Below are 19,532 nucleotides of genomic sequence, written 5' to 3'. Positions count from 1 at the left end.
CTCGGCGGTCTGTGCTGGTGAGCTGTACCGAGTTTCGTAGAGTCCGGTGATCTTGTTTCAGGCGGACTGCGGGGTCTGCTCCTGGTTCCGCCAGAAGGCTTCCTCGTACTCGGCGGGCGGTACGTAGTCGAGCGCGGAGTGGAGGCGTTCTTCGTTGTACCGGGTGATCCACTGGAAGATGGCCCGCTCGACCTGGTCGACGTCCTTCCAGAGGCCCTGCATCTCGATCAGTTCGGCCTTGAAGGTGCCGTTCAGCGCCTCGGCCATCGCGTTGTCGTACGAGTCTGCGACCGAGCCGACGGAGGCGGAGGCGCCGATGTCGGCGAGCCGGTCGGTATACCGAATTGACACGCATTGCGACCCGCGGTCGCTGTGGTGTATCAGTCCGGAGTCCTTCTTGATCCTCCGTCTCCACAACGCCATCTCCAGGGCGTCCAGCGGGAGTTCGGTCCGCATGTGGTTCGCGACCTGCCAGCCGACGATCATCCGCGAGTACACGTCCAGGACGAACGCCACATACGCCCACCCCGACCAGGTGCGGACATACGTCATGTCCGCCACCCACAGCTGATCAGGCCGCGAGGCGGTGAAATCGCGGTCGACCAGGTCCGGCGGACGCGGCGCCGACGGTTCCGGAACCGTGGTCCGGCGCCGTCGGCCACGGATGACGCCCTCCAGACCCAGCTCGGCCATCAGCCGCTCGACGGTGCAGCGGGCCACCTCGTGCCCCTTGCGCCCCAGGGCCCGCGTGATCCGGCGGGCACCATAGGTGCCGCCCGACTCGGCATGAATCTCTTCGATCAGCGGCATCAGCTGCTCGTCCCGGAGCCGGCGGGCCGACTTCGGCCGCTTCTTGCGGGCGAAGTACGTCGACGGCGACAGCTTAAGAACCCGGCAGACGGGATCGACCCCGAGACCTCTGTCACGCAGGTGGTCGATCACCTGCTCGGCCTCGTCCGGGGACGGTCGATCTCCTGGGCAAAAAACACCGAGGCGGCTTTCAGGATCTCGTTCGCCCGCCTCAACTCCGCGACTTCCCTGCGGAGTTGCTTCAACTCGTCGAGCTCGGCGGTGGTCAGCCGGTCGTCGCGCTCGCCGCGGTCGGCCTCGGCCTGGCGGACCCAGCCGCGCAGGGCCTCCTTGTGGATGCCCAGATCCTTCGCCACGTGGGCGATCGGGCGGCCGGTGGTGCGGACCTCACGGATCGCGCGCTCGCGGAGCTCGTCCGGGTATTTACGGGGTGCTGCCATGGTGCTGGCGGTTCTCCTTCGCCAGGACGGTAACCCTGGCATCAGGGACTCCACAAATCTCAGTACAGCTCAGACCTGCGTGTGGACTCCTGGTTTGAGCCCTTCGACAACGGTGTGGCCCGCAATCCGCAACGAGGCTTTCGCCGATAGCAGACCCGCAGTTTTCTCCGGCCTCCAGCCCGTTTCCAGCCCCGCGCAGCCGGCCGCACCGGCCCTGTCGCGGTGGCATGCCGCCACCGGTGGCCGCGCGCATGCATCGCGGGAGTGTCATGAATCAGGTGTGATCTTCCCCGAAGGAGTCACCTGATGAGTACGACGATGGATCACCGGATCGAGACCTTGGGCAGCGTGTCGCTTGCCGTGCCCGACGGCGGCGTTCAGGGTGCCGACGTGAAGTCGATGCCGGTGTCTGAGAACGGTCTGTCCAGCGAGCTGCTGGAGGAGCTGGCCGCGCTGGCGGCCGAGAAGGTCCGCGGCGAGGGTGGACTGCGGCTGATGGGCGAGGGCGGGCTGCTGCCCGAGCTGGCCCAGCACCTAATGCAGGCTGCGCTGGAGGCCGAGATGGACGAGCACCTGGCCGCCGGGGCCGGCCGGGCCGGCGGGCGCGGATCCCGCTCGGGCGGCAACATGCGCAACGGCTACCGGGCCAAGAAGGTGATGACCGAGGTCGGCGCCGTGACGGTGCAGGTCCCCCGGGACCGGCTGGGGACCTTCCGGCCCCGGATCCTGCCCGCGTATGCCCGCCGCACGGGCGCGCTGGACGATCTGGTGCTCTCGCTGACCGCGAAGGGTCTGACCTCCGGTGAGATCGTCTCCCACCTCGCCCAGACGTACGGGATGACGACCACGAAGGAGACCATCTCCACGATCACCGACAAGGCTCTGGAATCGATGGCGGAATGGCGCACCCGCCCGCTCGATGCGGTCTACCCGGTCGTCTTCATCGACGCCGTGCACGTCAAGATCAGGGACGGTCACGTCGCCAACCGGCCCATCTACGTGGCTATCGCGGTCACCGCCGACGGCTACCGCGAGATCCTCGGCCTGTGGGCCGGCGACGGCGGCGAGGGCGCCAAGTACTGGACCACCGTCCTGACCGAGATCAAGAACAGAGGCGTGCGCGATGTGCTGATGCTGGTCTGCGACGGGCTGAGCGCACTGCCTGACGCGGTGAACACCGTCTGGCCCCGCACGGTGGTGCAGACCTGCGTCGTCCACCTCATCCGCGCCAGCCTGCGCTATGCCTCCCGCCGCGACTGGGCCGAGGTCGCCCGAGACCTGAAGCCCGTCTACACCGCCGTCAACGAAGAAGAAGCGCGGGCACGGCTCGCCGAGTTCGACGCCACGTGGGGCAAGCGCTACCCCTCGATCGCCGGTACCTGGGAACGGGCCTGGAGCGAGTTCGTGCCCTTCCTCGGCCTGCCCGACGCAATCCGGCAGGTCGTCTACACCACCAACGCAATCGAGTCCCTCAACGCCCGCTACCGGCGCGCCGCCCAGGCCTGTGGGCACTTCCCCAATGAGCAGGCCGCCCTCAAGCGCCTCTACCTGGCCACCCTCGCCCTCGACCCCACCGGCCGCGGCCGCCAGCGCTGGAACAACCGCTGGAAGTCCGCTCTCAACGAGTTCGACGTCCTCTTCGACGGCCGCCTCACCGCCGGACGAGTGTAGGCCGAACAGCCCACCGATCAACTCGTAGGCCAAACAGACGAATCACACCTAATTCCTGATAGACCCTGCATCGCTTCCGTGGGTCATCCGCTGGCGTCGTCGCTGTCCCAGTCGATGGTGCGCCGGTATTCGGGGTGGTTTTTGTCCATCTGGATGGCGGCGTGGATGGGCAGGGGGTGGCGGGTGCGGTGTTCCCAGGCCAGGGCGTGGTTGCACAGCCTCGCGGTGGTCAGGGCGTAGGGGAGGGCTTTCGTGTTGTCGGGGTGGTGGATGACGGCGATCTCGGTGGCGGTGAGGTTGAACCAGGTCTCGGCCTGCTGCTCCTTGTCGTCGCACGCCCAGCGCCCCTGTGTGCGGCCTGACTTGGCCGAGGGGGTTTTGCCGTCCATCTGGTGGGGGCGGCGGCTCATGAGGAACGTGGTGGCGGTGGCGTCGAGTTGGAACAGTGCGTTGCTGGTCTTGTCGCCGTCGCTGACGTTGCCGTCCTCGTCGATCTCGTGGAAGAGCGCGGGCAGCGGGATGCTCGGGTCGGCGCTGGAGGTGGTGCGGATGACCGCTTGCGGCCGGTGCTCGGGAGCGAGGGTGGCGCCGGGCAGTGCCGGCCTGCCGTTGGCCAGACCGTCGTTGTCGGGGAGCAGGTCGGCGTTCTTGTTCGCCAGCAGCGGCCAGACGGGCCGGGTGGAGTCTCCTGAGACGTAGAGGACGTAGCCGCACTCGAGGTGCCGGCTCAGCTCGTACAGGGCGTGGTCGATGCGGCGGGGCAGGGTGTCGTCGCCGCGGCTGCCCTCGGGGATGGGGTGGCTGCGCGACAGCGTCTGGGCGCGGGCGTAGTTGAACCAGCCGCCGCTGCCGCCTCGATGGGCGGGCAGGTAGGCCAGCGCCTTCCAGTGCCCGCCGACCGGCACGAACGCGGTGAGGATCCACATGAGCTTGGGTTCCTCGGTGCGGTTGACGTGCCTGTCGCCGAGCTGGGCGCGCATGTGCAGGCCGAGGTGGGCGACGCGGTCCTTGAGGCCGCCTCCGGTGGAGATCGTGCGGGTCAGGCGGGGGTGGACCAGGCCGGCGGAGCGCAGCATGTCGCCGATGGCGTGGTGGCCGGGGAAGTCCGCGGCCAGTTCCATGCCGAGGGCCTCCAGCGGGGATGCGGCCTCGCGCTCCTTCTTCTTCGAGCGCCGCTTTCTGGTTTCGGGGGTGAGGAACTGGGCGAGTACGCCGTGACGGGCCAGATGCCGGGAGACCTCCGGCTTGGCATCCAGTACGTAGGGGTCGACGGCGCCTTCCTCCTCGCGGCGCGCGGCGCGTCGCCGGCGGCCCCACTCCTTGGCGTCGTACTCGGTCTCGACCAGGGCCACGACCCCGGTGTCCTCGGCTGCGAGACCGGGCAGGGCGTCGGTGAGCTCACCGCGACGGTCATGGTGCTCGCTGTGGCACAGCAGCTGAGGGGCCCGGTGCAGCAGCACCTCGGTGTGGCAGCTGAGTTGAACGACCTCGTCGTCAGGCATGCCGTCTGCGAGGTCGGGCCGACCGAAGTGGTAGGCCAGCAGACGCTGCATGCGGGTGCGCATCTCCTGGTGCTGGTACAGGGCCAGGACGCGCAGCTTCGAGCAGCCCGCGGCGGCCATGATGTCCTTGAGATCGGTGTCGTCGAGCAGCGTGGCGTCCCTGCCGTACTCGGTCTTGCGGGGAGCCACCGAGAGGACCTTGGCGACCTGGGTGCCGCTGACGAGGTCCTGGCCGGTGACGGCGGACAAGTGCTCGGCGAGGGCGGTGACGGTGTGCAGGCCGACGCCCTTACCGAGAGGGAACGATTTCGAGAAGGGGATGAGCGCACGGAAGTCGCCGGGTTCGCCGGACAGATCCATGGCGCTGACGGGCAGGAACTCGGTGTCCTTGGGGCCGCGGGGGAATACCGGCTCGTCCATCAGCCGCACCCACGCGTCGAGAGCCAGACGGCTGGTGTGCTCGAGATGGGTGTACTTGCCTTTGCCGCCCAGGTTCAGGCAGAGCAGCGGGCGGCTGGGGGAACGAGGCGCCCACCACGCGGTGCGAGCGCTGTTGATCTGATTGCTCAGCCGGGAAACCCGAGGCGTCATGACCACCAGCGGTACAGGAAGCGAGTGCAGCGACTTCATCGCTACCTCCACCCGCAGCGCGGCGTAGTGCCGCCGGATCTTCCACTCCTCCGGCTCCTGGGCCTCCTCGGCATCCCTCTCGAGGCTGTCGTTCTTCTTGTCCTTGGCGGGGCGGGCGTTGAGCCAGTTGTTCGACCACAGGTGCTCGGCGTCCCAGACCATGACGTTGTTCTCGGTGTCCGGGCGCAGCGCGATGATGCGGCCGTCGACCGCCAGGCCGGTCCCGGCCACCACCGAGGCAAGGTTCCAGCCGGCCGCGTCCCACACCCAGCCGTCCGCGTCCACGGCGTGCGGGCCGAGGCGTACGTGGTCCCACACCGCCACCTCTTCGGGCTCCACCGAGGCGAACAGATCGGCGAGGTCACTGTTGTACGCCAGAGAGATCTCGTCTGCCGGTGTCTGCAGCAGGGCTTGCTCCCACAAGGCCACCGCGGCCCGCAGATGCGCCGGTGACAGCCTCTGGGACAGGGCGAGGAACTGGGGCGGCTTGCTCTTGCTGGTCGGGTTGAGCGTTGCGCTGGTGGCACCGCTGGCGCGCAGCACCATCAGCAGTCCGGCATAGGGCAGGTTGGCCTGCGACCCGGTCTTGCCGCGGTAGACGGCACGCAGCCTCTTCCACTCATGCTCGATCTTGTCCGGGAAGCGGTACAGCCACACGGTGCCCATCAGCGAGCTGGTCAACGGCGCGGCCAGCATGGACATGCGGGTGTCATTCGACGGCATTACTGGGGTCCTTGAGCATCCGGGGTCGGGGCGGGGATGAGAGTGACGGGGTTGGGCAGCAGGTCCTCGCTGTGGGCGAGGTCGAGCCAGGCGGTGAGGGTGGAGCCGTAGACGCGGCGCAGGATGTCCTGCTCGTCCTCATCGAGCTGGCCGTAGTAGGAGCGCAGTAGCCGGGGGAAGTCGCAGCCCAACTGCTGGTTGAAGAAGGCGTGGTCGACCAGGTAGAGCTCGACGGGGGTGCCGCCGCGGCGTGCGCGCCCGGCCAGCTGGATGAGTTCGACGAGGATGCCCGCCAGGATCTCGGTCTTGAGGAACTTCGGCATGCGGGAGAACCGCGGGTCGGTGCGCAGCAGCAGCTCCCGCTGGCGGACGGCGGCGGTGCGCTGGGAGGCGAGCATGCCGGCGGGGTCGGCGCTGACGGTGCCGGAGGCGATGCCGCAGGCGTTGATGCTCGCGTACATGACGGCCGGCTCGTGCAGGTGCGTGAGGGGGCGCACGCCCACCCACACGGAGGCGAGCGCTGAGCGGTCGGTGTGGGGGATGAGGATGTTCAGGCCGCGGGAGACCACCGACAGCGGTGCGCAGATCACCTTCACCCGTGGGTGGGTGGCGGGCAGGTCCTCGAGTTCGTCGATGGTCACCCGCACCACGCCCTCGGGCAGATTCACGGCCTTCCCGGAGGGGGTCTGGTTGCTGCTGACGAGGACGGCGACCCATTCGGGGCGGCCGCACGCGGCCGCGATCCCGGCGGCCATCACCGCCGCGTGGAAGTAGGAGTTCCCGGCCAGCAGGGCCAGCTCCCGCGGCGGGTCGTTGCGGGCGATCTTCTCCAGGTGTGACGACATCTGGGTGTGCCACAGCCGTTCGGCCAGCTTGCGCAGCTCGGAGGGTTTGCGTTTTTCCTCCACGCCGCCGATCGAGATGGGCTGCCAGCCGAGATCGGTGGACGACACGCTCCCGGCGTGGGCGGTGACCGCGCCGGGAGCGGCGTCGGTCATCACGTAGGCGGGCAGGGTGTGCACGTGCTGCAGGGCGGCCTTGGGGAAGAACGCGGTGGCGGACAGGCCCAGGACGCTGCGCCGTACTCCGGCGGTGGCCAGCGCGACGGTGTCGCCGAGGCGGACGGTGGAGGTGTGCGGGTCGCCGCCCAGGGACTGCAGCGAGAGGCGGCCGGTGCCGCTGGCGTTCTTGTCGAGCTTGAATCCGTACAGGTTCTGTCCGAGCGGCCCGTAGGGGATCGGCTCGTCGCGAGGGAGCAGCCCCATGGTGGAGACCAGGTCGGTGGCCGCGTTCAGCTGCCCGAGCAGCGGCAGGATCGACCACTTCAGTGTGTGGAGCTCGTTGTGGAGCGCACCGAGCCAAGCCCGCACGAGGAGATCGTTGACCACAGCGGCGCGTTTGGAGGCGGGCACGTTGAACGGCGCGTCGGCCAGGATGCGGGCGATGGAGTCCTTGAAGACCGCGAGCTTTCTGCTGCGGCGGGTGCCTTTGACCTTGCCGGCCAGGGCCTGGCGGATCTGATCGGCGAGCGGCTGCCAGCCCGCCAGCAGCTCGGCACCGGACCGCTCGCCCGGGAAGAGGGCCAGGTAGGCCTGGTGCACCGCTTCGGTGATCTCAGCGTCCACAGAGGCGCCGGTCAGGACACGGCACAGCTCGGCATCCTTCTTGCCCACCATGTACCAGCCGGAGCCCGGGCGATTGTGGCGCTCTTGCTCGGAGTCCAGGTAGAGGTGCCCGGTAAGGACGTTGTCCAGGAAGGTTTCGCTGAGCCGGCGCGCCTCCATCAACGGGCCGGTCACCAGCAGGTTCTCCAGCGCCGACAGGCCGCCTCGGTGCCGGTCGACCTCTTCCAGCCGCCCGGCGTGGCCCCGGCCGCGGCTGATGAGGGTGAACTCCTGCGCGCCCTGCGTGCACCAGGTCGACTGGAAGGCGTCGACCTCGTCGATGATGACGACGCGGCAGCGCCGCAGCACGAACTCCAGCACGCTCATGTCATGGACGGTCCGCTCGCCGTCCACCTCGACGGGCACCTTGCAGCGTCCACGGATCAGGTTGTGGTGGTTGGTGACGATGATGTCGGCATCGGCGGCCTGCCGGATGTGCTCGAAGCGCCGACAGACGCCCATGCGCGGGCACAGGTGCTTGCCGGCGTGCTCCGGCTCGACGGGACCATCGACCCACTCCAACTGAGCGCAGGGAAGCCTGGTGCGGTCCAGCCGTGGGCCGTCCACCTGCCAGCCGGTCATCTCGCAGCCGCCGGCGAACTGCTCGAAGCGGTCCTCGCGGCCCTGGGCGAAGGCGAGCGCTGCCTGGTCGTCGTGGCGTGAGGACGCCACCCACGACACCACCCGCAGCGGCTTGCCGGCCCGCTCGGCAGCGTCCCGTACAGCGGCGGCCGTCTCCTCGACCAGCCCATGGTCTGCGGCCAACTGCTCGGCGGTCCCCAGGCCTTCACGGATGCGGCCCACCACGATGAGGACCGGGCCCTGGCCGCTGGCGGCCAGTAGGTGCGCCGCATCCCGCATCAGCACGCTCTTGCCCACTCCGGTGGGCGCATTCAGCAGCGTCATCGGCCCCGCGGGCAGCCGCAACTCTGCCGCCGTGCGCCCGTACGCGTCGGTGAGCCGGTCGAAGAACCCCTGAAGCAGACCGGGTTTCCACCCGAACTTCTCCGGCAGGGCAGTTGCCTGGCCCACCACGCGGTCCATCACCGCTTCCCGCAGCAGCCTCACCTCCTCAAGGAGCGGCTCGGTGCGCAACCGGACCGGGGCCACGAAGGCGTCCTTCTCGCTGGCAGGAATCTCCACCGTGTACAGACGGTCCCGCCCGAAGGTCCACAGGCCCTCGCCGGCCGTCGGCAGTGCCCTCTGGAGCATGGCCCGGTACTCCTCGGCCTCCTGGACGAGATGCTCGGCCAGGACGAGGGGCTCTTGCGCGTGGCAGGCCACCAACCAGTGGGTCTCGTCTGCGTTCGACTCCCCCGGAATCCGGAACAGCGCAGTGGGAGCCACCGCGTATTCCAGGGCCGCCTCGCGGAACGTGTCCGGCTGGGCCAGGTCCCCCTCCTGCTTGAGCGCCTGCCACAGCCGGCCCACCAGCTCGTACTCGGCGCGCGGCAGCGACAGCCACCGTCCCCATGCATCGGTGCGCCGGGCGGCGAACATCTGCGCGAAGTCCAGCGGCACACCGCGACGGCCATCGAGGGTCCCGAATGCGAAGTACTGCTCGGACAGGGCGAGATACGCCGCAATGGCGCAACGCTGCAACGCCTCACGGACATCGCTGCTCTTCACGACTTACCCCGGCACCAGCGAAGAACCTTGGCGACGAAGTCCTTGTCGGTCATCACTTCAAGGTCCGGTCGCCCGGCAAGGCGCGCCTGCAGCAGCGGAAGGTCGGACCGCTGCCGGTAGGGGACCACGATCGTCAGCGGCACCGCTGCGCCCAGCACGGGACGCTCCAGCAGGGCATCGGCCAGGGCCCCGAAGGACCGCCACGCCTTCGCATCCACCCGCCACTGCCTGGCCACCAGCGGCTCGGCGGCCGTGATGCGCAGGTCGTAGCGGTCACCGTCCGGGTACATGAGGACGTCGAGACCGGCGATCCCTGCCAGCGCATCCCGGATCGCGAATTCCATGCGCCCCGGCAGGGTCACATACCGCCACACCGTCCGGGAGACCGCCAAGTAGTCGCCAGCAGCGGGGAAGCCCTCCACGCGACGGGCTGAGCCACCGCCGCCCTCCAGGACCGGAGGGCCACTGCCGCCCCGCACCTGGCGGTAGGTGTACTGCACCCCCTCCAGTAGATGGGCGTCGCACGCCACGGCGAAGACCCCCTGCCCGGCGGGCTGCGCGCGCATCGGCCAGGCACAGACAGGACACGGGAAGCACCAGCCCGCCGCGTTGCACCACGGCCAGGACGAGACCGGCTCGAAGAACCCGAATCGCCCCCACAGCCCGTCCCACTTCTCCCAGAGCACGCCCTGCTCCGCCACCGGATCACTCGCCAGCAGTTCGCGCACCTTCGCGTAATCGTCCGGCGGAAGGCGCCGGATCTCCGCGTACAGCTGCTGCTCCTCCTGCTCGGCACGCAAGCGCGCCCAGGGCCAGTACTCCATCAACGCCTGCTGAGGCACGAGGTGTTCGCGGCCCAGGTCCTCCACTGCGTCACACAGCAGACCATCCTGGTCCAGCAGCTTCACCTCGCCGAGCGGGTCACCGTCCTCGCAGCAGGCGGGCAGGAGAGGCGCGAGCCCGTGGCGCAAGCCGCGCCGCAGCGCGCGCATATCCACGGCGGCGGCTGCGCCGGCGCCGTGTGCCGAGCGCAGAACTCCCAGACAGTCGATGAGGCGAGCTGCTCGCTGGCCCGGATCGCCTGTGCGGTCCGCTTCCGCGACGGCGGCAGCGCAGCACGCGGTCAGCGCCAGGTCACGGCGCCATCGGAGGGTGTTCCGTTCTACGAGACCCATAACGGTTAAATAAGCGAAAAAACGAACAAACCTCGCATACAGTGCCGATGGTGATCGCCAAGACCGCCCCATCGGCCCAGCAGGACGCCCCCTCACGCGAGACCACCGAGCACTGGCTATGGGCCGCCGCCCCGGACACCTCCCTGACCGAGGACGACCACCCCTGGAGCGGCAAGTGGCTCTGGTTCACCCCGCTCAGCCTCCTTGACCGCTCCTGGGCCACGATCCGCACCGCAACCGAAGACGGCCTTCTCGGCTACCGCAGCAAGGCGGCCACGCTCCTCAACACCCGCACAAAGAGCGACGACACCCGCCGCCCCATCTGCGTCTATACCCGAGACTGGCGCAACATCGACGACGTCCAACGCGTCCTGACCAACCTGCGGGCCCTCGGCATCGTCGACGTCCTGCTCTACAAGACCGACAGCGACACCCGCAAAGGCCGCTACGGCACCGGCGCCAGCACCTTCGTAGCGCCTGCCACCAAGATGAAACTGGTCATCCCCAAACGCACCCGTGAAGCGCTCGAGCACCAGCACGCTGCGCGAGCCCAGGCCCGCAGGACTGCCGCGGCGCGCAGAAAGGTTCCAGTGCCGAAGTGCACCTGAGCAGGCGGCCTGTGCTTCCGTGTTGAGAGAACAGGCGTCGCGCCAGGGGCCGGCCACACAGCGGGCGAAGCCTCCGACATCACCTGCATCAGCGCTGCCGTTTCCCTGGTGCGCAGGGCGGGTGCTTCGGTACACGCAGCTCAAGGGACGAGGACGCCGGCGGGCAGGGACAGGTCGAGCCGGGGCAGGCGTCCGGCGTGCGCGCGCAGATGCCGGGCTTCGGCGACCATGACGGGGGCGAACATGCCGTCCTCGGGCGGGTGGGGTGCCAGACGGTGGTGGGCGCGGGCGGCGGCCAGCAGCGGGCGTGCCCAGGCAGGGATGGCGTGCAGAGGGCAGTACCGATGGCCGACTCCGTGGAGCTTGATGGCGGAGATGTCGCTGGTGATGTCGAGGTCGCGGGTGAAGCGCAGGCTGCCCGGGCCGGCCCGGGTGAAGGCCAGCACGCTCAGGGCTCCGGCGATGAGCGGGTGTGCGAGAGCGGCCAGAGCGGCGGCCTCCGCGGACGCGATCACGAGGGCAGGGGCGGCCTGGACCAGCCGCGCTGTTGCCATCGCGCCGGTGCAAGGGTGAGCCGGCCGCCCGGGCCTCAGCGACGCCGCCCGCGTCTCCTGCGGCTGCCGGGCGGGTGACTGCCCCGCAGCCACCGCGGCTGGCCCTGCCATCGGTGCAGCGGGAGGGAAGAACGGGCGTGCGGGTATCGGTCCCGGCTCGGCGAGGAGCGCCTTGAACTGGTCCCGGCCGCTGATACGGCGCTCCACGCGGGCCAGCGCCGACGGCAGTGCGCGCGGCGGCTTCTGCCACAGCAGGGTCAGTTGAGCCCCCGTTGACTTGCGCCAGGCGAGCAGTTGGTCGATGCGCCGGATGGTCAGCAGATGGGCCCGGGGGACCACAACGTGCCGCACCCCGGTCGCGACACCCCAGGCAGCCGCGGCGAGCCAGGCCGCGTTCACCGAGTCCAGCCACATGTCAGGGGAGTTGGGGCCGGGGGCCAGCCGCTTGCCCAGCGCATACAGCATGTCGTGCGCCAGCGCGGCCGGGCTGCCGCTGGCCGGCGTCGGCTGCACGGTGATGCGGCCTTCCTCGGGCCGGTGGGCCTGCAGCGCCGCCTGGGTGTAGAACAGGTCGTCCCGTTCGTCCACCACGATGGTCACGTCGCCGTAGACCAGTGTCATCGCCTCCCTTCCGGCCGCGCCACCGCACAGACTGGTCCCGGATGCGGAGACACCAGCGCGGGTCTGTACGGCGTGCGAGGTTGTCGGCGGCGGCCCGTGCTTCCCGGGCCGCCGCCAGGTGCGGCCGCTGCTACATGCCGCCCAGCTTGCTGTACACCCAGTTGACGAGGTCCTGGCTGACCTCGGTCAGGCCTTTCGTCTTCATGCCGTTGAGCATGTGCTTGGTGATGGTGGTCCAGTTGCGGAAGTTGCCGTGTGCCGCGGCCCGGTCGATGTTGCGGATCATCTGGGGGTCCACCCCGGCCCACAGGGAGTGGAACGCCGGCAGGGTGCCGACGACCTCGGCCTCGGGCATGCGCGTGAACTTCTGCCAGATGAAGATCCGTGACGCCAGCATCGGTTCACGCTTGAGGACCCTGTAGCAGTTGTCGCCGCCGGCGAAGATCACCGCGATGTCGGTGTTGCGGTCGTCCCACAGGTGGCGCCAGTACTCGAACGAACTGCGGCCCATCCACTGGGCCTCGTCGCACACCAGCACGCGGAACGTCTGCGACAGCGTCTCCTTCAGGAGGGTGTCGAATTCGATCGGCCGGGTCGGCGGTTCCCCGGGCAGCCCCAGGGCGTGGAACAGTCCGTGGCGGATGTCGCGGGGGGTTGGCCCTGAGCGCAGCTCCAGGCGGTAGGTGTTGTCGGGGGCGATCTTGCGCAGCGCCGAGTTCACCGACATCGTCTTGCCGTATCCGGCCGCTCCGTAGGCGACCATCATGGCCTTGGCGTCGATCGTCGCCTGGACGTCGTCCAGTGTCGTCATGAGCGAGTCGGTGGCCACCAGATGCGCATCGAGGCGGTGGAAGTGGTCGTCGTCCTCTGCGGGCAGCCTGCCGTAGTCCATGTCGCCGCTCACACGTTCTCCTCAGGGGTGTCGTCGTCCGGCCCGTCCGCGGCCGGGGGCATCGGGCGTGCCCAGCCGTCCGGGACGGGCTGGTGCGGGATGTAGCCGGGATCGGCCCGCCGCAGGTCTGTGGCGTCCGATTCGGCAAGTTCTGCCTCGGCCTCCGCCTCGGTCAGCGCCCCCAGACGCTCGGGCGGGGCGGCGGTGGTGACGGCCTCGAAGCGCTCGCGGCGCAGCCGGGCGGCGGCCTTCATGTCCGCGCGAAGCCGCCGCGCCTTGGCGGTGCGGGCTTTGCGGACCTTGCTGACCTGCTCTTCACTGGCCGCCTCGGCCAGGACGGCGCTGCCCAGGTGTACGCCGTCCAGGCCGAAGACCTCGATGGTCAGGTCGTGGTGGGGCAGGTGGCGCACCGCGACGCGGACGCCGGCCTGGCCGACCATCCAGGGGGCGATGTAGTGGCGGTTGCGCCACCGCACGCCCTGCGTGGTGATGGTGCGGGTGCGTCCGTCGTCCTCGAGCCCGAAATGGGCCAGCTGCTCGGCGGCAACGTCGTGCAGGGGAGTGGGGTCGCACGACCACGCCTGCATCGGGGTGCGGCCGCCCAGCGCCCTGGGCTGGTGCTCGGTGTTCCACCAGTGCACCCACTTCAGCAGCAGTTCCACGAACGCCTCGAAGGAGAGCGCGGGCTCGTCCGGATCCGCGGTGCGCCCGCCGGTGAACGTCTGCCGGTGCACGTAGCGCGGCATGGAGACGAACAGCATGTCCTCGACCGCGCCGTTGAGCGCCTCGATGGTGCCCTTCAGGTGCGGGCTGTAGGCCGGGAGGTCGACGACGGGCACGGCGAAGGCGCCCAGGGCCGAGGCGACGGTGGCACACAGGAACTCCTTGCCGCGGTCCACCCTGATCAAGCCCGGCAGGCCGCCGGCAGGGCCGAAGGGCTCGGCACGGTCCAGGGCCATCCGCAGGGCCGCCAGCACCGCATCCGCGCTGGGAGCGTGGGGGGTCACGGCCACTCCCGTGATGACTTTGGTGTGGCAGTCGATGAACCAGGTCACCCATGGCTGCACGAGCTGGTCCTCGAGCAGCACGCGCACGGGCACACACTTGTGGTCGCCCTCCCAGGCGGCGTTGCGGTGCGCGGGCGGGCGCTGCCCGAACACATCGAAGGCCCGCCGGGCGGCCTCCCCCTTGGCAAGCCCGGCCCGCTCCCCGGGCGTCAGATCCCGGCGCAGCGCCCGGTGGATCGTCGACAGCGACGGGGCCGCAGGCAGCCGGGGATCGGCCAGGGCCCGCTGCTTGAGTTCACGGTGCACGGCGGAGGCGTTGCCTCCCCACACCACCAGCAGCCGCCGCAGTTCAGGGGTGACGCTGAACCGTGTCCGGGACGCCGCATCGACGTGGCCGGTGGCGCGCGCCTTGGCGACCCATCGCCACACCGCCCGCTCCGAGCGGCCCACGGCCGTGGCGACCAGCTTCACGTGCGCGCTGGTCAGCTCGCCGCTCTGGTCCAGCGACAGCAACCGTGGCAGCGCGGCCAGCCGCCCTGTGCGGGCGGTGAACACCGCTTTGCCGGCACCCTGCGCGCCGGCAGAAGAGTCACTCATGCGGTCTGCTCCTTACATGGGTACTAATCGTGGAAAGGACCGGAAGTGCCGTGCTGGTGGCGGGTGTTGGCGGTGAAGGCGGACGGCACTGGCATTCCCGGCCGTTTGTCAGGGCCGTGATGCGGCGTCATGCCCGGGGGAGGGCGGGTACGGCGGAGCCGTCAGCCCGCACCGGCTGCGAGCGTCGGCGACTTCGCTGGGAGGGGGCGTGCTTCTCGAAGGCCCGGCTGCTCCAAGGTGCGGGCTTGTGCCGGGGCATCGGGGGCGGCCCGGCGCTGGCCGGTCCTGTTGCGGTGCCTGGGGTGGAAGGCCGCGGTCGGCGCTGAGCTGAATGCTTGTCAGCGCCGGCCGCAGGGCTTCCTGGGTCGCCTGCATGCGCCGGGGGGACGTACGGGATGGGCCGGGCGCAGGAAAAGGGAGGAGAGCTACCGGTGTCCAAGGTGCTGCCCTGGGGCGGAGGGCTCCTTGGCGCCACTGATGGCCGGCCCGGTGTTGCTCAGGCGTGTTCCAGCATGCGCCGGATCCCGTCGCGGATGATCGTGGCGCGTTCTTGCGCCGTGAGCCAGGTGGCTGTGGAGCCTTGGGCGGTCTTTTCGACGAACAGCACGTCTTCGACGGCGTCGGCCACCGGATACAGGTGGCTGATGACCGCGAGGGTCTTGTCCCGGATCGCAGCGTTGCTCAGGACGGGAAGGGTGGCGTCCAGGCGGTCGGCGTCCAGCGAGCCGAACCCTTCGTCCAAGAACAGGCTCTCCAGCTTGCTGCTGCTGCGGTTGTGAAGTTCCACGAATGCCAGTGCCAGCGCGAGGGAGGTCTGGAATTTCTCCCCGCCGGAGAGGGTTTCTGGGCCGCGCACGAGATTCGTGGCGGACTCCACGATCTTGAAGTCGTCGGTGAACGCATAGAGCCCGGTGGAGATCTGCTGGAGGATTCTGCTCCCGTAGCGGAGCAGCGCATGGGTGCGCTGGTTTGTGAGATAGGTGAGGAACTTTGTGTCGGTGAGCTGGTCGCTCACTCTCCTCCACACTGCGGCCTGTTCATCCGCGGCGGTGATGGCAGCTTCCAGTGCCTCGGCGTAGGGGATTTGGGACTGTGCGGTACGCAGGTCGGACTTGGCCTTGTCGTGCGCTGCTTCCGCGGCGCTCGTCTTGCGGCTGAGCGGGTCGAGAACGGCGGGTGCCAGCAGGTCGCTCTTTTCCGGCACCGGGAAGCCCGGGTCATCGTCGGTTTCGTCGGCGGCGGTCCCGGCTTGGAGGGTGAGGTCCTTCTCGAACGCGTGGATGACGTCCGTGGCTTGCTGCCCGGATTGTTTCAGTGCGCCCGTCAGTTGCTGGCTCATGGAGGCGAGGGCCTGGTAGTAGGCGCCGACGAAGGCCAGGTCGGATCCGTCCGGGGCAGGAGGCAGTTCCTTGGGCGTCTCGCCGTCAAGGAGACTTTCGACATCGGTGGCGGCGTCCGCCCAGCGCTCCAGCTTCTTGATGAGATTGCGGGTGGGCGCCTCCACCTTGCGCTGGCGGCGTCCGTCCAGGGCCTGCCGGTCCTCGGTGTGCTCGGCGAGGGCCTGCTGTGCTTCGTCGCGTGCCTGTGCTGTCTGTTCGAGTTGCGCGAGGCGCTGACCGGCTGTCTCCAGCGCTGAGGCGATGTCCTTCGGGGAGGGGAGGTCCTGCGGTGTGTCCTGGGCGGGTCGTATCGAGGCCGGGAGCTCGGTGACCTCGCTCAGCAGTGTCTGCAGGTCGCTCTCGTACTGCAGTTGGGTCTTCTCCAGCCGTTTACGTTCGCGCTGCAAGCGGCTGCGCTGGCGTTTGAGGTCGGCCCGGGCCGCCTCCTTCTCGGCCTGCGCGGTCGCCAGCTCTGCTTGGGCGCTCGTGTGGGCCGCGAGCGTTTCTGCTTCCGTAGCGCGCAGCGGCTGGACGAGTGTCTTGACCGCACGGGTGATCTGGGCCCGGTTCTTGGGGTCGCTGCCCGCGAGGGCACGCGCCTGCGTGGCCGTCTGCCGGCTCAGCGTGTCCAGAGCCGTGGCCACGCCCGGCACGACGGTCGGCCGCATCGTGTCCACCAGCTCCTGCAGCTGAAGCAGTGAAGTGTCCATGCGCTCGTGGGCGGCCAGACGTGCGCGCTGGTGCTTCTGGGCCGTCTGCTCGGTCGTGTTCAGCTGGGCTGTTGCCTCCGCCGCGGCGGTTACAGCTGTGTTCACGGCTTTCGAGGATTTGGTGCGCCTACCTCTGGCTTTGCCAAGCGCCTTGCCGTCCAGTGGGGTGGGGGGAGTGAAGTCGTCTGGGAGGGGCCGGATGCAGACCGGGCAGGCGTCCCCTGGCGCCAGAGTGGAACCTGCCGTGTGGGCGGCTTCGCCACGCAGTACCGCAGCAAGAGCCTCCTCGGCTTCTTCCCAGGCCTCGCGCAGTTGACGTAGCTCAGCTTCCAGCTTGTCGACGTGACCGCGCTGCTCCTCGACTGTCGCGAGCGCCGTGTTGGCCGACTGCAGATGTGCCGCCGCAGCGCTGGCTTCCTGCAGCGGGGCCCGGACGGCCTCCTGGATCTGGTCGGTGTGTGCGCGGGCCTGGGTGACGGCATGCTGTGCCAGGTCGGCTTTCTCGACGAGAACCGCCTGGCGCTGCTCGTGCTCGGCCAGCTCCTGCTGTGCTTGCGTGTGCTCCTGCTCATGTTCGCGGTGCTGCAGCTGCTCCTGTTCAAGCCGCTGCACCAGGGAGTCCAGCCCGGCTGTACGGCCCGGCAGGCCGGACAGCACAGTCACCGCACCGGACAGGGACCGGACCGTGTCACCGGCCTGCGTGGCCGCCTCCAGGGCGGCCTGCGCCGCGTCCAGCTTCAGGCTCAGATCGCGTCCGGCCGCCTCCTGCGCTGCGGCTTCGGTATCGAGCTCCGTCTTCGCCTCGGCCAGCATGGCCAGCGTGACAGCCGCATCCGGGACGCTGCGCTCACGCAGCAGCCGTGCCGCCTTGTCCAGAACGGCCTTGCGGTGCTTGTGTGCGACGGCCCGCCCTTGTGCCGCGCGCAGAGCGGCCAGCCGCTCGCGCCGGCCGGCCGCGATGCCACGCGTACGCTCCACATCCAGCGCCGCCTGCGCGGCGACGGCATGAGGGTCTCCCAGGAGGCCCGCCCGGGCACTCCTGGCGTCGAGGATGCCCGCGCTCAAGCGCTCCAGTCGAACGCCGGCGTGCTTGCGGACGCGTTCCAGTTCGTTGATGCCGAAGACGTGCCGCAGGATGTCGGCACGGTCGCCTCTGTTCGCTTTGAGCAGGGTGTCGAACTTCCCCTGAGGCAGCAGCACCGTGCTGACGAAGCCCTTCCAGTCAAGCCCGATGAGCTGGGTGACGGCTTCTGTCACCGCGCGCATGTTGTCGACCCGCAGGTCGGAGCCCCCTTCGGCCATGGACTCCAGAAGGACCTGCGGCTTCTTGCGGTTTGCATACAGGGTGCGCCGCACCCGCCACGGGCGGCCGTTCACGGAAAACTCGAGCGTCACGTGCATGCTGGGGCTGCCGGTGCTGATCAGCTCGTAGGCTTCCTCGGGTTTGTTCGACCACGAGCTCGCCCCGTACAGGCCGAAGGTGAGCCCATCGAGGACAGTGGACTTGCCGGCGCCGGTAGGGCCCAGGATGGCGAACCGGCGCTTCCCGGTGAAGTCGATGGTGCAGGTGCCGTGGTAGCTGCGCATTCCGCTGACGATGAGCAGGCTGGGCTTCACGACGCCTCCGTCCAGGTGTTTTCCAGAGCAGCGCGGAGCATTTCCTCGGCCGGGGCCGGGGGCAGCGTCTCGTCGTCGAGCTCGTTGAGCAGGTGGGTGAATGCGGTGACGGTGGATTCCGCGGCAGCGCCGTTCAGCCCCTCGGATGCCAGGTAGGCGCGGAAGGCGTCGGGCAGTTCCGGCTCCTCGCCGGGGTCACCGTCCATGACAGCGTCGGCGGCCGCCTCCCGTGCCGGTGCGGGGCTGACGAGGATCGCGTCCGGGACGATCTCGGCGATCTTGTGGCTGAGGAGTGCGCCGGGTTCCTCGCCGGTGATCACCGGTTTGAGGAAGGTCCCGTCGTACTGGGCAGAGAAGGCCCTGAGTTCCTCGAGGGTTCCGGTGAAGTGCGTCAGGCGCCGTCCGCTCGAGAGCCGGCGAGGCAGGGCCCTGACCGGTCGTCCGGGGTCGGCGTCGACGATCACGACGCTCTTGGATTCGTCGGCTTCGCCGAAGTCCATGGCGAGCGGACTCCCGGCGTAGCGGGCGGTGCACTTGGCGCCCCGCACCGTTTGCGGGCGGTGGATGTGCCCGAGGGCGGCGTAGGAAACCTCCGGAAGATTCTCGGGGCCGGTTTCGAAGCCGTCGTCCACGGCCCGTTCGCTCGGGGAGCGTTTGGCGCCGGTGACGTACACGTGGGCCGCGAACAGCAGGATGTCCCGGTCGGGGTCGTACCCCTCGTGCATGGCCCTCATCAGCTCCGCCTGCAGCTCGCGCATCCCCTCGGCGTAGTCGGCGTACGACGTGCCGGTCGCGGAGTGCTGCCAGAAGCGGTTCGGATGCACGAACGGCAGGACGGCCAGGCGGATTCGCTGCTCACCGCCGCAGGCGTCGAAGGTGAGGACACCGCCGTCGTCCGCGGGGCGGAACCGGTCGGCGAAGAACAAGCCCCGGCCCCGGGACGGTCCGTTCATAGAGCCGAAGAACTCGAAGTATGCGGGGGAGTCGTGGTTGCCGGCCAGGACCACGGTGGGGGCGATGACGGCGAGTTCGATCAGTGTGTCCATGGCGCGCGACATTGCCCGGATGGTGGGACGGGAGTGGTGGAACAGATCGCCGCTGTGGACGATCAGATCCGGCTGGCTTTCCTGGGCGATGGCCACGATCTCGGCCAGGACGGCGTCGAAGTCCTCTTCGCGTGGGTGCCCGTGAAAGATGTGGCCTAAATGCAATACCAGTGACTTAAGGTTCCTGGCTGTTAGCGTGGCGTCCAGGAGGTGCCTAGATGCCACGCCCTGGGCAGGTCAAGCCGGAGACGGATGAG

At 69.3% G+C, this 19,532-nt stretch carries 11 protein-coding genes; 2 read left to right on the top strand and 9 right to left on the bottom strand.

Features of this window, described 5'->3' with window-relative positions:
- Positions 1-57: 57 nt before the first annotated feature.
- Positions 58-1,250, bottom strand: a protein-coding gene (locus ACFW22_RS18830) for an IS3 family transposase (RefSeq protein WP_386405547.1) whose coding sequence is annotated in 2 segments (ribosomal slippage) — positions 58-986 and positions 986-1,250 — 1,194 coding nt in all. Because the reading frame shifts where the segments join, the coding sequence is not laid out codon by codon here.
- A 399-nt stretch (positions 1,251-1,649) separates the two neighbouring features.
- On the opposite strand from ACFW22_RS18830, the gene ACFW22_RS18825 reads away from it, so the two are divergent.
- The gene (locus ACFW22_RS18825; RefSeq protein WP_386405745.1) at positions 1,650-2,921 is read left to right on the top strand and encodes an IS256 family transposase; all 1,272 of its coding nucleotides are present in this window, start codon (positions 1,650-1,652) and stop codon (positions 2,919-2,921) included.
- 83 nt (positions 2,922-3,004) lie between these two features.
- Here ACFW22_RS18825 and ACFW22_RS18820 read toward each other — a convergent pair whose 3' ends face one another.
- The 3 genes from ACFW22_RS18820 to ACFW22_RS18810 are packed head-to-tail and all read right to left on the bottom strand — an operon-like array spanning position 3,005 to position 10,244.
- A complete protein-coding gene (locus ACFW22_RS18820; protein WP_386405544.1) occupies positions 3,005-5,776 on the bottom strand; it encodes an RNaseH domain-containing protein in 2,772 nt (923 codons plus the stop codon).
- The gene (locus tag ACFW22_RS18815; RefSeq protein ID WP_386405541.1) at positions 5,776-9,069 is read right to left on the bottom strand and encodes a hypothetical protein; all 3,294 of its coding nucleotides are present in this window, start codon (positions 9,067-9,069) and stop codon (positions 5,776-5,778) included. Before ACFW22_RS18815 ends, ACFW22_RS18820 begins: the two co-directional genes overlap by 1 nt.
- Entirely contained in the window at positions 9,066-10,244 is a 1,179-nt protein-coding gene (locus ACFW22_RS18810) for a hypothetical protein (RefSeq protein WP_386405538.1), read from the bottom strand. The genes ACFW22_RS18815 and ACFW22_RS18810 overlap by 4 nt, the downstream gene beginning before the upstream one ends.
- Positions 10,245-10,291: 47 nt before the next feature.
- On the opposite strand from ACFW22_RS18810, the gene ACFW22_RS18805 reads away from it, so the two are divergent.
- Entirely contained in the window at positions 10,292-10,852 is a 561-nt protein-coding gene (locus tag ACFW22_RS18805; protein WP_076968809.1) for a putative phosphothreonine lyase domain-containg protein, read from the top strand.
- Positions 10,853-10,992: 140 nt separating this feature from the next.
- On the opposite strand, the gene ACFW22_RS18800 is transcribed toward ACFW22_RS18805, so the two are convergent.
- From ACFW22_RS18800 to ACFW22_RS18780, 5 genes are all read right to left on the bottom strand, one after another.
- Positions 10,993-12,027, bottom strand: a complete 1,035-nt coding sequence (locus ACFW22_RS18800; protein ID WP_386405534.1) for a hypothetical protein — start codon at positions 12,025-12,027, stop codon at positions 10,993-10,995.
- Positions 12,028-12,157: 130 nt separating this feature from the next.
- The gene (locus ACFW22_RS18795) at positions 12,158-12,931 is read right to left on the bottom strand and encodes an AAA family ATPase (RefSeq protein ID WP_386405531.1); all 774 of its coding nucleotides are present in this window, start codon (positions 12,929-12,931) and stop codon (positions 12,158-12,160) included.
- Entirely contained in the window at positions 12,928-14,523 is a 1,596-nt protein-coding gene (locus ACFW22_RS18790) for a Mu transposase C-terminal domain-containing protein (protein ID WP_386405528.1), read from the bottom strand. The genes ACFW22_RS18795 and ACFW22_RS18790 overlap by 4 nt, the downstream gene beginning before the upstream one ends.
- 496 nt (positions 14,524-15,019) lie before the next feature.
- Positions 15,020-18,229, bottom strand: a complete 3,210-nt coding sequence (locus tag ACFW22_RS18785; RefSeq protein ID WP_386405525.1) for an AAA family ATPase — start codon at positions 18,227-18,229, stop codon at positions 15,020-15,022.
- On the bottom strand, positions 18,226-19,500 hold the full coding sequence (locus ACFW22_RS18780) for an exonuclease SbcCD subunit D (RefSeq protein ID WP_386405522.1): 1,275 nt from the start codon (positions 19,498-19,500) through the stop codon (positions 18,226-18,228). The genes ACFW22_RS18785 and ACFW22_RS18780 overlap by 4 nt, the downstream gene beginning before the upstream one ends.
- Between the last annotated feature and the right edge of the window lie 32 nt (positions 19,501-19,532).

Source organism: Streptomyces sp. NPDC058872 (assembly GCF_042743065.1).
Taxonomy (GTDB): Bacteria; Actinomycetota; Actinomycetes; order Streptomycetales; family Streptomycetaceae; genus Streptomyces.
This window is presented reverse-complemented; position numbering and strand designations above follow the sequence as displayed.